This is a genomic window from Pseudoduganella danionis (genome assembly GCF_009720775.1).
GTDB classification, from domain to species: Bacteria; Pseudomonadota; Gammaproteobacteria; order Burkholderiales; family Burkholderiaceae_D; genus Rugamonas; species Rugamonas danionis.
In genome coordinates this window covers 261,239-275,499 of record NZ_WNKW01000002.1, presented here as the reverse complement: position 1 = coordinate 275,499, position 14,261 = coordinate 261,239, and the positions used below count along the sequence as shown (strand labels likewise).

Below are 14,261 nucleotides of genomic sequence, written 5' to 3'. Positions count from 1 at the left end.
TGTTACGCCTGCTGCGTTTTGGCGACGTTGGCCAGGAAGGCCAGAATCACGTCGATCAGCGAGGTCGCTGCCACGGCAGCATATTTCAGCGTCTGTTCATGCGACAGCGGGAACGGCGACAGGCCTTCGGCCAGATTGGTGATGGCCGAAACGCCTACCACTTTCAGGCCGCAGTGACGCGCCGACACCACTTCCGGCACTACCGACATACCGACCACGTCAGCGCCCAGCGTCTTGAAGGCGCGGATTTCTGCCGGAGTTTCGAAGTTAGGACCGGCGTAGGCGATGTACACGCCTTCATGCAGTGTCACGCTCTTCTCTTGGGCCGAAGCGTGCAGCAGTGCGCGCAGGTCGGCATCGTAGGCATTGGCCATGCTGAAGAAGCGCGGACCGAAACGCTCGTCGTTCGGGCCCATCATCGGGGTGCCCGGCAGGAAGTTGATATGGTCGGTCAGCGCCACCAGCGAACCGGCGTCCACTTCGGTGCGCAGCGAACCGGCAGCATTCGTCACGAACAGCATTTCGCAGCCCAGCAGCTTGATGGTGCGCACGGCGCTGGTCATCACGCCCAGGCCGTAGCCTTCGTAGACGTGGCCGCGACCCTTCATGCACACCACATCGACGCCCGCCAGCGTGCCGATCACCAGTTCACCGGCGTGGCCGTGCACGGTGCTGATCGGGAAGCCCGGCAGCTCGTCGTAGCTGATGGTGACAGGATTGCTCATCTGTTCGGCCAACACACCCAGACCGGAGCCCAGAATCAGGGCAACACGTGGTTTGAAACCGGCAGGAAGACCAGCACTAATACGGGCACGAATAATGTCAGCAGCCTGGAATGGGGAATTGTTCGACATGAAGATCCTCTAGTTTTAGGGAAGCCCGCGCGGGGCACAGCATGGGACTGAAGCCGACACTATGCATCATCGGCCATATGTATGGCAAATACCATTTTTCTTGCACATTTATACGAAACAGATATAAATCAGGAGTATTATGTGGATCAGTATTGACGCCAGCAAGCGGGATTGACGCCGCACAAACAAATGTTTAAACTCGCAGACAATTGTTTATTCGACCGAAATCCGCCGTTTCATTTCCTGCCCTAGCCTGCACCGCCATGTCCGACGCCTCTAAAAAAGATCAGCTATATCAACTGATCCGCGCTAATCCCTTCATTTCGCAGCAGGATCTGGCAGTGGAGCTGCGCCTGTCACGTTCGGCCGTAGCTGGCCACATCGCCAGCCTGATCCGCGAACGCCGCCTGCTGGGGCGCGCCTATGTGTTACCCGATAAGCGCCCTGTACTATGTATAGGCGCTGCCAATCTGGACCGCAAGCTGCGCAGCATCGCGCCACTGCAGCATGGCACTTCCAATCCGGCCACGGCGGAAGAAGTGCATGGCGGCGTGGCGCGCAATATTTCGGAAAATCTGGCCCGCCTCAACCTGCCGGCTGCCCTGCTCACCGCCTTTGGCGATGATGCGGCCGGCCGCACCCTGCAGGATCAGGCCGAGCGCGCCGGCATCGATACACGTGGCAGCCTGAAACTGCCCGACACGGCCAGCGGCACCTACACGGCGATACTCGACGAACGTGGCGAACTGGTACTGGCACTGGCCGATATGGCGCTGTACGACCATATTACGCCGGAATTCCTGACCAGCCGCCAGCCGCTGCGCGCTTCCGCTGCGATGACCGTGGTGGACCTCAACCTGCCGCATGCCAGCGTGGCCCTGCTGCTGGAAAGCGCGCGCGCCGACAATGTCCCGCTGATCGTGATTGCCGTCTCGCAGCCCAAGATGAGCCACTTGCCGGCAGATCTGCGCGGCTTGCGCGTGCTGATCCTCAACCGCGGCGAACTGGAGACCCGCGTCGGCCGCGCCCTGCCCACGGAAGCCGATGTGCGCGCCGCCTGCCAGAGCGTGCAGGCCGAAGGCGCGCAGGATCTGATCGTCACCTGCGGCAGCCACGGCGTCTATCACACGCGCGGCACGGAGCTGGTCTGGCTGCCGGCCCATCAGGTGGAAGTCGTGGATGTGACGGGCGCCGGTGATGCGTTTTCGGCTGCCGTCTGCTGGTCGCTGTACCAGGGCAGCCAAGATCTGACGCTGGCCTGCCGCCGTGGCCTCAAAGTGGCCGCCATGACGCTGGAAACCCAGGATACGGTATCGCCCATGCTGGCCGCCGACATCCTCGATGAAATTCACGACTTCGATCTGTCGGCCGATTACCATCCGCCGCTTTTCCCATCTAGCCCGAAATCCTAAGGAATACCCCATGCAGCAATTTCTCCTCTATTCGCCGGAAGTCGCCGCCGCCCGCGCCGCCGGCAAAGCCATCGTGGCACTGGAATCGACCATCATTTCGCACGGCATGCCCTATCCGCAGAACGTGCAGATGGCACGCGAAGTGGAACAGATCATCCGCGATGCAGGCGCCGTGCCAGCCACCATCGCCATCATGGACGGCAAGATCTGCATAGGCTTGAATGAGCAGCAACTGGAACTGCTGGGCACTTCGCCGGACGCCATGAAAGTCAGCCGGCGCGACCTGCCCTTCGTGCTGGCACAGCGCAAGCTGGGCGCCACCACGGTGGCCGCCACCATGATCTGCGCCGAACTGGCCGGCATCAGCGTGTTCGTCACGGGCGGTATAGGCGGCGTACACCGCGGCGCCGAAACCAGCTTCGACATTTCGGCCGACCTGCAGGAACTGGCCCACACTTCGGTCGCCGTAGTGTGCGCCGGCGTCAAATCCATCCTCGATATCGGCCTCACGCTGGAATATCTGGAAACCTATGGCGTGCCTGTGGTGAGCGTAGGCCAGCGCGGCTTCCCTGCTTTCTTCACACGCGAGAGCGGCTTCAATGCCGACTTCCAGCTCGATACGCCAGCCGAACAGGCAGCCTTCATCCACACCAAATGGCAACTGGGCCTGAAGGGCGGCGTGGTGGTCAGCAATCCCGTCCCGGCGGCCGAAGCCATGCCGAAGGCGGAGATCGACGCGATCACGGAACAGGCACTGCAGGAAGCCGATACACAAGGCATTACGGGCAAACAGGTCACGCCTTTCCTGCTTAGCCGCATCAAGCAGCTCACCGATGGCCGCAGCCTCGCTACCAACATTGCACTGGTCAAGAACAATGCGCGCTGCGGCGCCGCACTGGCACTGGCCATGCACGCGCACCAGAACTGAAGCAGGCTAGCTCCCTATGTCTATCGATCTGAAACAACTCAAGTATTTCCTCGCCGTGGCAGAAGAAAAAAGCTTCAGCCGCGCCGCCGAACGGCTGCACATTTCGCAGCCACCGCTGAGCCAGCAGATCATGAAGCTGGAGAGCGAACTGGGAGTCAAACTGTTCGCCCGCACCACCCGCACCTTCGAACTGACGGTGGCCGGCAAGGCACTGATGCAGGAAGCCACCGACCTGCTGGCCAAGATGCGCATGACGGTGGACACCATACGTCAGATCGACCGCGGCGAAGTGGGCCGGCTACGCGTGGGCATCGTCGGTTCCGCCATGTGGGGACCGATACCTAGCCTGCTGGAAGAATTCCAGACCAAGTATCCGCGCGTGACGTGGACCATCCATGAACTGGGCCCTACGCTGCAGTACGAAGCGCTGCGCGCCAAGCAGGTGGACGTGGGTTTCTGGCGCGAACCTCGCCTTGATGAAGAAGATCTGAAGCGCGACAATCTGCGCCAGGAACTGTGCTTCCGTGAAGACGTGTGCGTGGCCATCAACGAGCACCACCCGCTGGCCAAGGAAGAAGCCATCGAACTCAGTGATATTGCCGAAGAACCCATGCTGACTCTGGCGCTCGACAAGTCATCGTTCCCGCGCTATCTGATCCAGTGCTGCGTCAAGGCTGGCTTCCAGCCGACCATTTTTCAGGAAGCCACCGAACCGCAAACCCTGCTGGCCATGGTGGGCGCTGGGCTGGGCGTGGCGCTGATGCCGGAAACCACCAGCCGCATAGGCTGGCCCGGCGTGGTGTTCGTACCGATCCGCAGCAACCCGCCTTCGGCCAATCTATATATCACCTACACCACGCTCGACGATGCGCCCGTGGTGCGGGCTTTCCTCAACATCCTCAATCCGCCGGCCGCCTGATTGCAGCGCGCCGCGCTCGCAAGGCAGGCGCCGCATCACGGCCTAGTGGGTTACGCCGCCCGCCTCGCGCATGTCGACGTCGTAGGCCAGCGTGGTGCGCACGGCAATGCGCAAGCCTTCTACCATGTCGTCCAGCTTCATGCTGGCAGCACCCGGATGGGCCGCCGCCTGCTGCGGCAGATAGGGAATGTGGATGAAACCGGCGCGCATGGTGGTGCCCCATTCATGCGCCTGATGCATCAGACTATAGAACACATGGTTGCACACATAGGTGCCCGCCGTATGCGACACGGATGAAGGCAGCCCCGCTTCGCGGATCGCATGCACGATGGCCTTGATAGGCAGGGTAGAAAAATAGGCTGCCGGACCGGCCTTGACGATGGGTTGATCGACTATCTGGCGATTTTTGTTATCGGCTATCGGTGCATCGTCGATGTTGATGGCGATGCGCTCCACCGACATATCAACACGGCCACCGGCCTGCCCCACACCGATCACCACACTGGGCTGCAGCTCCTCGATGGCGTGATGCAGCATGCGCGCCGAACTGCCGAACACGCAAGGCAGCTGGCGCGCATGCACGACGAAGTCGCCTTCACGCCAGCCCTGCAAAGCCCGCACGGCTTCCCACGAGGGATTGATTTTCTCCTGATTGAACGGCTCGAAGCCCGTCAACAATATGATTTTTTCCATCTTGCTCAACTCCGCGAATAGCGGGACGTTACTGACCTGTGCAGCACTAGCCCAATGCTGCGCTACTCTACTCTAATCCGGTCAGGTTCAGAGATTCATCAGAAAATAAAGAAGTGCAATATTTGCAAGCAATAGAGGCAGCGCCGTGCCTATCTGGGCACGGATCACGGCATTCTTGTCAGGCAGCTCCAGCAGCGCGGCCGGCACGATGTTGAAGTTGGCCGCCATCGGCGTCATCAACGTGCCGCAGTAAGCGCTGAACATGCCGATGGCCGCCATCACGGCCGGATTGGCGTGATACACACCCACCAGCACGGGGATGCCGACACCGCCCGCAATCACGGGGAAGGCGGCAAAGCCATTACCCATGATGATGGTAAACAGCGCCATGCCTATGCAATACACGGCCACGGCCACCAGCCGGATATCCAGGTTGATGTAGGAAGTGACCACGTGCGCCACTGCCTTGCCCATGCCCGCCTCGGTAAACAGCAGGCCCAGTACCGCCAGCATATGCGGCAGCACCAGCGCCCAGCCCAGATGGTCCATCAGACGGCGCGATTCGCGCAGCGCCTGCAGCGGTGTGGCGCGGGTCAGCCAGCATGCGGTGGCCACCGCCAGCAGCGAGCCGCAACCGAGGCTGACCAGCGTGAGGTTTTTCGGATCGAGCAGCAGCGCGCCGGCTATCTGCACATCTTTGAGCAGCGTGGAACCTATCATGGTGGTGATGGGGATCAGCAGCGCCGGTATCAGCAGGCGATGCCCTAGCCGCTGCGCGCTGTCCTTGCGCTGTTCCGCAGTACGTTCCGTATGGCGCCCCAGCGCCACGCCGCCGAAACCGGCCAGCAGTGCCATCAGCACCATCATCAGGCCCGACACGGCAGGCGGGATCTGCTCGCCGGCCAGATAGATGGCCGCATACAGCACCCAAAACAGCGCGCTGCTGTAGCGCTTGGGATTATCGCGGTCGAGCAGCGCCATCACTGCGGCCGACAGCAGCAACAGGCCGACGATAACAATGAACCAGTCGAGTTTGACGATCATGGCTGGCCCTCCCCGCGCTGCATGGCACGGGCAATTTCTGCATCGAGCCGGTGCAGCCGCCACGAGTGGATCAGGAAGGCCGTAATCGCTGTCGGTATGCCCCACATGGCGATGTGCAGCGGATCGACTTCCAGCCCTTCGCCGCGCAGGATGGTCTGCATCAGCACGATGGCGCCAAACGCCACGAACACGTCTTCGCCGAAGAACAGGCCGACGTTATCGGTGGCTGCTGCCATGGCGCGGATGCGGTGCCGCAGTTCGTCCGTCAGCGCCGGATAGCGCACTTCGGCCGCGCCCTGCGCCATCGGTGCTACCAGCGGGCGCACCATATTCGGATGGCCACCGAGGCTGGTCAGGCCGAAGGCCGCACTGAGTTCGCGGATCGCCAGATACACGATCAGCAGACGGCCCGTGGTGGCGGAACGGATGCGGGCTATCGACGCCTGCGCATGTTCTTTCAGACCGTAGCGCTCGAGCAGGCCGATGGCGGCCAGCGGCAGCAGCAGGATCAGCGGCAGGTTGCGCGTCTTGACGAAGGCTTTGCCCAGCGTCTCCAGCAACTGGTGTACCGGCATGGCTGCGGCCAGCCCCGTGACCGCGCACGCGGCAATCACCACCAGCACCGGATGGGCGCGCAAGGCAAAGCCCAGAATAATGACGGCCACGCCTAACAGTGGCCAGAGATTGACGACAGTTTGTTGCACAAGCGGCTCCCCGAATGGAAAAAATCCCCGCCACCTTGCGGTGGGCGGGGATTGCTAGCATAAGCGAGTTTGCGGCCAGTTTAAAGCCGCACTGCAAAAACGCTGTCTGCTTAGAAGTTGACCTTGAAGGTCGCGCCTATGGTGCGTGGCTCGTTCAGCATACCGGTCAGGTTGTCGAAGTCGATCGCGCCGATCAGCACACGTTTGTCGGTGATGTTGCGAGCAAACGCTGCCACTTCATACTTGCTCCATTTGTAGCCTACGCGTGCGCCACCTTCGACCAGCGTCTTGGCCTTGTATTCAGGCGCTTCGTACAGGAAGAAGTTGTAGCTGCTGCGGTAGGTCCAGTCGGTGTAGGCATAGAACTCGCCGTTGCCGATGTCGGTGCTGTACTTCAGGGTGAAGTTCATCTGGGTCTTCGGAGCGCGTGGCAGCGGGTTGCCATCGATCTTGGAAGTACCGGCGAACGGGCCAGCCGCGTTGGTCGGGGTGCAGCCATAAGGATTAGGCGCCGTGTTACCCAGATTACCGCAGTACTGGACGAACAGGTTCTTGTCCTTGATCTCGGTATCGTTGTAGCTACCGCCCAGCGTGGCGCTGAAACCGCTGCCCAGATTCGCCTGGAAGTCCACTTCCACACCCTGGCCGGTGACTTTGTCAGCGTTGATCAGCTGGTTCATATTGATACCGCCGCTACCGGCCGTCAGCTGCTTGTCTTTCACCGTGTACTGGAACACCGAGGCACTCAGACGGGCGCGTTTTTCAAACAGATCCTGCTTGATACCGGCTTCAAACGACAGAGCTTTCTCGGCGCCGGCGAACGATGGCTTGTCGCCCAGGCCATTCAGACGGCCCTGCATGGAAGGTGCACGATAACCGGTAGCGACACGGCCGAACAGATTGGTGCTCTTATCGAGTTCATAGGTACCGCTCAGATCCCAGCTCAGATTATGCGAAGTATTGTTGATATTGAACGGGCCAGCGATCTTCGGTGGCTCTACGCGCATCGCCTTGAACTCTTTTTTGTCGCTGGTGTAGCGCAGACCGCCGCGCAGTTTGAACTGGTCGCTCACCGTGTAGTTCAGCGAGCCGAAAGCGGCCCACGATTTGGCGTCCTGGAATTGCTGGGCGTACTGCGGGTTCTGCGGATTACCCGGCGCAAACGTGTTGAAGCTGATCGAATCGATCTGGATGTTCTCGTTGAAGAAGAACAGACCACCTATCCATTGCAGCGGGCCCTTGTAGTTGGACTCGGCGCGCAGCTCTTGCGAGAACTGCTTATGGTTAGGCAGCAGGTCAGCCGTTTCAACCGCAAACGGAATAAAGCCCGGACCGTAAGGTGGCGCGTAGGAGGCACCGAAGCCGCCATCAACGTCGGCACGGCTGTTGAACTTCAGCGTTTCGTAGCCGGTGATCGAGTGCAGGGTGATGTCATCCAGATTGTATTTCAGACGGATGTTGCCGCCTTTGGTGCTCAGACGCTGGTAGTTGACGCCATCGCTAGGGTAGGAACCATAATCGAAACCGTCGACCAGATCATTGGTGCCCTTCTTGATGATATTGGCGCGGAACAGCGTGGCGCTGCCATGGTAGTCACGCTCATGGTAGTTCAGCAGTGCGCTGAAATCCTTGCTCGGCTGGATCAGCGCTTGCAGGCGGAAGGCGTTGTCGCCGTAGCCTTCGAAATCTTTGGTGCCGGTGTTCGGATTCGGGTTGGTGTTGTGTACACGGTTGTCGCGATGCTGGGTGGTGCCCGAGAAGCGCAGTGCTACGGTATCGCTGACAGGAATATTGAACGCGCCTTCGGCCGTCTTGGCCGAGTAGTTACCGATGCCCAGCGTCAGATAGCCTTCCTGCTTGAACACTGGCTTGGCCGAATCGAACTTGATCACACCGGCTGGCGAGTTACGGCCGAACAGCGTGCCCTGTGGGCCGCGCAGTACTTCCACCTGATCGACGTCGAACACCGGGAAGCCTTTCAGCATGGCGTTTTCCTGCACGATGTCATCCATCACCAGACCGACCGGCTGGGAAGCATTCAGGTCGAAGTCGGTGTTACCCAGACCGCGGATATAGAAACGCGGGAAGGTACGGCCGTAGTCAGATTCCACGTTGACCGATGGCGAACGGCCGGCCAGGAAGCGGATGTCGGCGGCGCCCGAAGTCAGCACGTCGAGTTTGTCGCCTTTCAGGGTGGCGATCGACATCGGCACGTCTTTGATGTTTTCCGCACGGCGCTGGGCCGTCACGATCACGGTTTCCAGCTGGCCCTTGGTGGACGAGTCTGCGCTACTGGTGGCAGCCTGGTCGGCCGCGTCCGTGCCTTCGGCAGCGTAAGCGCCGTGCAGCGGGAAAGCACTCGCCACAGCCAGCGCGATCAGCGTACGGGCGGCGAAAACACTATTTTTTTTGTTCATCGGTTGGACTCCTTCAAGTGTGTGTACTGGCATAGATATGCGAGTTGCCAGCCACTCTAGCACGGAAAAAAATGTCATAAATCTACTTTTCCTCAGAACAGATTCATATCAAAAAGATATAAATAAGCAAGAAAAAATGAATTTGTCGTACATATCGCGCCTCATGCATAGTTATGGATGGCCGTAAAATCAGGCAGTTAGCAGGGCTGGGAGAGCGTTTCCATAGTGCTGGAATGCAGTTTGGAATGCGCGGCAAAATTAGCCGAATGGCATGAATTTTGTCCAAGCGGACAAAAAAGCAACATTTTAAAAAATTTTAATTCGGCGCTGATTGTTGCTGCGATGCGACAAAGACAGCGGCGCGCAGTCAATTGCAGGCAAGAAAAAATTGCAGATGGTGCAAACGGTGACGCGAAAAGATTGTCGGACGTGCAATGAAGTGCGCCGACGATCAGCGCAAGAACCGCACCGTTACGGGGCAAACGGCGAAAAATCGGCCATTTGCTGCGATAAACCGGCACCAAATTACATGTTTCGTCAAATAAAAATATACAATATCGATCTTCCAGGAGCCCATTCATGAAACTTTCACAACTCGGTTTGACCGTGGCCGCACTGTTTGTTGCTGCCAGCGCGTCCGCAGCAGATCCTAAGCTGGGCATCGTGTATGACGCCGGCGGCAAGTTCGATAAATCGTTCAACCAGTCCGCATTCGAAGGCGCTTCGCGCTTTACCAAGGAAACCAATATCAAATTCATCGAGGTGCAAGCCTCCAGCGATACGCAAGCCGAGCAAGTGCTGCGTGGTCTGGCCCGCAAAAACCTCGACATGATCGCTTCCATCGGTTTTGCCCAGCAGGCAGCCGTGCAAAAGGTCGCCAAGGAATTCCCTAAAGTCCGCTTCGTGCTGATCGACGGCGTGGCGCAAGGCGCCAATGTGGAATCCATCACCTTCAAGGAAGAAGAAGGTTCGTATCTGGTCGGCGTGGCCGCTGCCATGGCTTCCAAATCGAAGAAGATCGGTTTTGTTGGCGGCGTCGATATTCCGCTGATCCGCACTTTCGCTTGCGGCTATGCGCAAGGCGCCAAAGCCATCAACGCCAAAGTCGATGTAACGTCGAACATGGTGGGCACCAGCGCCCAGGCCTGGAACGATCCGGGCAAAGGCGGCGAACTGGCCCGCTCGCAGTTTGATCGTGGCGTGGACGTGGTGTTTGCCGTGGCCGGTGGTTCCGGTCTGGGCACGCTGCAGACGGCCAAGGAAAAAGGCAAGCTGGCCATCGGCGTGGACTCCAACCAGAACAGCCTGTATCCGGGCACCATCCTCACTTCCATGGTCAAGCACGTGGACGTGGCCGTGTATGACGCCTTTATGCAAATGAAGAACGGTACCTGGAAAGCTGGCGTGAGCGCCAAAGGCCTGAAAGAAGGTGGCGTGGACTGGGCACTCGATGAACACAACCGCAAGCTGATTACGCCGGAAATCGAAAAGCGCGTGCTGGGTGCACGCAAGGACATCATCGACGGCAAAGTTAAAGTGATCGATATCCGTTCGGGCGCATCCTGCCCGGTATAAACCTCGTCTGACATGAAGCGCGCCGCCGGAGAATTTCTCCGTTCGGCGCGTTTTACCGTTTAGCGTTTTAGCTTTTTGTTTGAGCTTTTTTATAACCCCCGAAAACCATCCTATGCAGCCAGCAGTAGAATTTCGCGGCATCTCCAAGCACTTCGGAGCGGTCAAAGCGAACACGGACGTCAGCTTCACCATCGCCAAGGGTTCCATCCATGGTCTGGTAGGCGAGAACGGCGCCGGCAAATCGACCCTGATGAGCATCCTGTACGGCTACTACCGTGCCGACAGTGGCGACATCCTGCTCGACGGGCAAGTGCGCCGCATCCACAACAGCCAGGAAGCCATCAGCCTCGGCATCGGCATGGTGCACCAGCACTTCATGCTGGTCGAGAACATGACGGTGCTCGACAACGTCATGCTGGGTACGGAAGGCGGCTTCCAGCTGAATAAGCACCGCGCCCGGGTGGAGCAGGAACTGCGCGAGATCTGCCAGCGCTACCGGCTCGATGTCGATCCGCTGGCCACCATCCACGATCTGTCGGTGGGGGCACAGCAGCGCGTGGAGATACTCAAGCAGATCTACCGCAGCGCCAACATCCTAATTCTGGATGAACCGACGGCCGTGCTGACGGCGCAGGAAACCGCTTCGCTGTTCGAAATTCTGCGCCTGTTCAAAGAGCAGGGTAAGACCATCATCCTGATCACCCACAAGCTGCAGGAAATCCTCGACATCACCGACACTGTCACCGTGATGCGTGGCGGCCGCGTGATCGGTGCCGTGCCGACGGCCGGCACCACCAAAGAGGATCTGGCCAATATGATGGTAGGCCGTCCGATCGAGAACAATCTGCCGCGCAAACCGTACAATCCGGGTGCACCCGTGCTGCAGGTGCAGAACCTGCAACTGCTCGACGATCAGGGCGTGAAACTGCTGGCCGATATCGGCTTTACGCTGCGCGCCGGTGAAATCGTCGCGATCGCCGGCGTGTCCGGCAATGGCCAGAGCGAACTGATGGAAATCCTGTCCGGCATGCGCCTGCCCTCTGCGGGCCAACTGGACTTGCTGGGCCAGCCGCTGCCGTTTGCAGGCCGCAGCAATGCCGATGGCCTGCCGCGCACCTTCCGCGATCTGGGCATTGCCCACGTGCCGGAAGACCGTCTGCGCGATGGCGTGATCAAGGCTTTCTCGGTCATGCACAACACCATCTTCGGCTATCAGGATCAGCTCAAAAACCGCTGGGGCCTGCTCAACTTCAAGGCCATCGCCAGCCGCTGCGCGGAGCTGATGAAAAACTTCGACGTGCGTCCGAATAACCACGATCTGCGTATCGGCCTGCTCTCGGGCGGCAACCAGCAGAAGGTGGTGATCGCGCGCGAAGTGCTGGCCCAGCCCAAGCTGATGCTGGTCGGCCAGCCTACCCGTGGCGTCGATATCGGCACCATCGAAAGCATCCACACCCAGTTGCTCAAGTTGCGCGATGAAGGCGTGGCCATCCTGCTGGTGTCGGTGGAGCTGGAAGAAGTGCGTGCGCTGGCGGACCGCATCCTCGTCATGTGCGGCGGCCGCATCACGGGCGAACTGAAAATTGAAGAATTCGATACCACCCGCATCGGTCTGCTGATGGGGGGCGAGCATAAATCATGAATAAAGACTTGCCACGCTGGGCCACTGCCTTCGTCATGCCCTTACTGAATCTGCTGTCGGCACTGCTGGTGACGGCACTGGTGATCCACATGCTGGGCGAAAGCCCGGTCGAATCGCTGCAGATCCTGATCAACAGCGCCGTGATCAATCCTGAAGGTTTGAGCTACACGCTGTTCTACGCTTCTACCTTTATCTTCACGGGTCTGGCCGTGTCCATCGCCATGCAGGCCGGCCTGTTCAACATCGGCGCCGAAGGCCAGATGTATATCGGCGGCCTCGGTCTGGCCTGGGCCATGCTGGCCTTCGACAGTTCGCTGCCAGGCTGGATGCTGATACCGCTCGGCGTACTCGGTGCTGCCGTCTTCGGCGCGCTGTGGTCTTTCCTGCCCGGCTATCTGCAGGCCAAGCGCGGCAGCCACGTGGTGGTGACCACCATCATGTTCAACTTCATCGCTTCCCAGCTGATGAACTTCCTGATCGTGAAGTACATGATACCGGTCGGCGAACAGAATCCGGCCAGCCGCGCGTTTGAGGCCGCAGCCGAAATGCCGCGCCTGAACCAGTGGTTCCCCGTGCTCGGCGAAACCCCGCTCAACATCAGCTTCTTCCTCGCCATCTTTGCACTGGTAGTGTATGGCGTGGTGGTCAGCCGTTCGGCGTGGGGCTTCAAGCTGCGCGCCACCGGTCTGAATCCTCACGCGGCCCACTACGCCGGCATCCGCATCAGCAAGATGATCATCATCGTCATGCTGATCTCGGGCGCGCTGGCCGGCCTCGGTTCGGTCAACTCCATCATGGGTTCGACCCACTACCTGTCGCTCAACTTCGTTGGCGGTGCGGGCTTTATCGGCATCGCGATTGCGCTGATGGGGCGCCAGCATCCGGTCGGCATTTTCCTCTCGGCCGTGCTGTTCGGTGCACTCACGCAGGGCGGCTTCGACCTGTCGCTGGAAAAGCAGAACATCCCGCCCGAGATGGTAATACTGGTGCAGGGCCTGATCATTCTGTTCTGCGGTGCCATGGAAAACCTGTACGGTCCGGCCATCGCCAAAATGCTGAAACTGAAGAAGTGAGAACGATATGACTTTTGATGATCTCCATATCGGCAGTATCCTCGTCTCCACCGTACGCAATGCGCCGGTGCTGATTTTTGCCGGCATGGCCGGCCTGTTTGCCGAACGTTCGGGCGTGATCGACATCGGCCTCGAAGGCAAGATACTGGCCAGCGCTTTTGTCAGTGCAGCCGTGGCCTTCCTGACCCAGAACCCGTGGTATGGCGTGGCTGCCGGCATGCTGGTATCGCTGCTGCTGGCTACCCTGCAAGGCTATGTGGCGATTACCCAGAAAGGCAACCAGTTGGTGGCCGGTATCGCCATCAACATCGCCATGAGCGGTCTGACCTTCGTGGTGGCCCAGTATCTGTTCCAGCAAGGCGGCCGCACGCCCGATCTGGGTCAGGCGCGTCTGTTTGACGTGGTGCTGCCCGGCACTGCTGCCGTGGAAAACATTCCGTTCATCGGCTGGCTGTACGCCCACCTGATCGGTGGCCATTCGGTACTCGTTTATCTGGCGTTTGCGCTGGTGCCGCTGGTGCACTGGGTGGTCTACCACAGCCGCTTCGGCCTGCGCCTGCGCGCCTGTGGCGAGAACCCGCATGCGGCTGATGCTGCCGGCATCAACGTCGAGCGTCAGCGCTACATGGCCATGCTGATCGCCGGGGTACTGTGCTCGTTCTCGGGCGCTTATCTGTCGGTGGTGCAGAGCGGCTTCTTCCTGCGCGATATGTCGGCCGGTGCCGGCTATCTCGCACTGACAGCCATGGTGTTCGGTAACTGGCGTCCGCTGCACACCTTCCTCGGCTGCCTGATGTTCGGCTTCTTCGGCGCCGTGCAGATCCAGATCGAAGGCGTGGAACTGCCGGTAGTCGGCCGCATCCCCGGCTCGCTGATCCAGATGATTCCTTACGTCGTCACAGTGATCGTGCTGGCCGGTCTGATGGCCAAATCGGTGGCGCCTAAAGCACTGGGCACACCGTTCGTCAAATCGCGCTAAGACTCGGCACTTATTCCCTCC

The 14,261-nt window shown here is 59.7% G+C and carries 13 protein-coding genes; 7 read left to right on the top strand and 6 right to left on the bottom strand.

What is annotated here, in order from left to right; translation table 11 throughout:
* Window positions 1-2 precede the first annotated feature (2 nt).
* Window positions 3-854 (bottom strand): xanthosine phosphorylase, encoded by an 852-nt coding sequence (gene xapA / locus GM655_RS09400; protein WP_155434416.1) that lies wholly within the window; start codon window positions 852-854, stop codon window positions 3-5.
* Between the two features lie 263 nt (window positions 855-1,117).
* On the opposite strand from xapA, the gene GM655_RS09395 reads away from it, so the two are divergent.
* The 3 genes from GM655_RS09395 to GM655_RS09385 are packed head-to-tail and all read left to right on the top strand — an operon-like array spanning window position 1,118 to window position 4,113.
* On the top strand, window positions 1,118-2,266 hold the full coding sequence (locus tag GM655_RS09395; protein ID WP_155434415.1) for a carbohydrate kinase: 1,149 nt from the start codon (window positions 1,118-1,120) through the stop codon (window positions 2,264-2,266).
* A 10-nt stretch (window positions 2,267-2,276) separates the two neighbouring features.
* On the top strand, window positions 2,277-3,194 hold the full coding sequence (locus GM655_RS09390; RefSeq protein ID WP_155434414.1) for a pseudouridine-5'-phosphate glycosidase: 918 nt from the start codon (window positions 2,277-2,279) through the stop codon (window positions 3,192-3,194).
* Window positions 3,195-3,210: 16 nt separating this feature from the next.
* Window positions 3,211-4,113 carry a LysR family transcriptional regulator gene (locus GM655_RS09385; protein WP_155434413.1) on the top strand — a complete coding sequence of 301 codons (903 nt, stop codon included), beginning with the start codon at window positions 3,211-3,213 and terminating at the stop codon, window positions 4,111-4,113.
* 42 nt (window positions 4,114-4,155) lie between these two features.
* On the opposite strand, the gene pcp is transcribed toward GM655_RS09385, so the two are convergent.
* The 5 genes from pcp to GM655_RS09360 all read right to left on the bottom strand — a co-directional run bounded on the left by pcp (window position 4,156) and on the right by GM655_RS09360 (window position 9,552).
* Window positions 4,156-4,806, bottom strand: a complete 651-nt coding sequence (gene pcp / locus GM655_RS09380; RefSeq protein ID WP_155434412.1) for a pyroglutamyl-peptidase I — start codon at window positions 4,804-4,806, stop codon at window positions 4,156-4,158.
* Window positions 4,807-4,893: 87 nt separating this feature from the next.
* A complete protein-coding gene (locus tag GM655_RS09375; protein WP_155434411.1) occupies window positions 4,894-5,850 on the bottom strand; it encodes a DUF979 domain-containing protein in 957 nt (318 codons plus the stop codon).
* Window positions 5,847-6,554: a DUF969 domain-containing protein gene (locus GM655_RS09370; RefSeq protein WP_348699390.1), complete on the bottom strand. Its 708-nt coding sequence runs from the start codon at window positions 6,552-6,554 to the stop codon at window positions 5,847-5,849. The genes GM655_RS09375 and GM655_RS09370 overlap by 4 nt, the downstream gene beginning before the upstream one ends.
* 110 nt (window positions 6,555-6,664) lie before the next feature.
* The gene (locus GM655_RS09365) at window positions 6,665-8,971 is read right to left on the bottom strand and encodes a TonB-dependent receptor (RefSeq protein WP_155434410.1); all 2,307 of its coding nucleotides are present in this window, start codon (window positions 8,969-8,971) and stop codon (window positions 6,665-6,667) included.
* A gap of 197 nt (window positions 8,972-9,168) precedes the next feature.
* Window positions 9,169-9,552 carry a hypothetical protein gene (locus tag GM655_RS09360; protein ID WP_155434409.1) on the bottom strand — a complete coding sequence of 128 codons (384 nt, stop codon included), beginning with the start codon at window positions 9,550-9,552 and terminating at the stop codon, window positions 9,169-9,171.
* Between GM655_RS09360 and GM655_RS09355 the strand changes: the two genes are divergently transcribed.
* From GM655_RS09355 to GM655_RS09340, 4 genes are all read left to right on the top strand, one after another.
* Window positions 9,551-10,546, top strand: a complete 996-nt coding sequence (locus GM655_RS09355; RefSeq protein ID WP_155434408.1) for a BMP family lipoprotein — start codon at window positions 9,551-9,553, stop codon at window positions 10,544-10,546. The genes GM655_RS09360 and GM655_RS09355 overlap by 2 nt on opposite strands.
* A 112-nt stretch (window positions 10,547-10,658) precedes the next feature.
* Window positions 10,659-12,188, top strand: a complete 1,530-nt coding sequence (locus tag GM655_RS09350) for an ABC transporter ATP-binding protein (RefSeq protein WP_155434407.1) — start codon at window positions 10,659-10,661, stop codon at window positions 12,186-12,188.
* Complete coding sequence (locus tag GM655_RS09345; protein ID WP_229632488.1) at window positions 12,185-13,261, top strand: ABC transporter permease; 1,077 nt, start codon at window positions 12,185-12,187, stop codon at window positions 13,259-13,261. The genes GM655_RS09350 and GM655_RS09345 overlap by 4 nt, the downstream gene beginning before the upstream one ends.
* A gap of 7 nt (window positions 13,262-13,268) precedes the next feature.
* Window positions 13,269-14,240 (top strand): ABC transporter permease, encoded by a 972-nt coding sequence (locus tag GM655_RS09340; RefSeq protein WP_155434406.1) that lies wholly within the window; start codon window positions 13,269-13,271, stop codon window positions 14,238-14,240.
* Window positions 14,241-14,261: the final 21 nt, after the last annotated feature.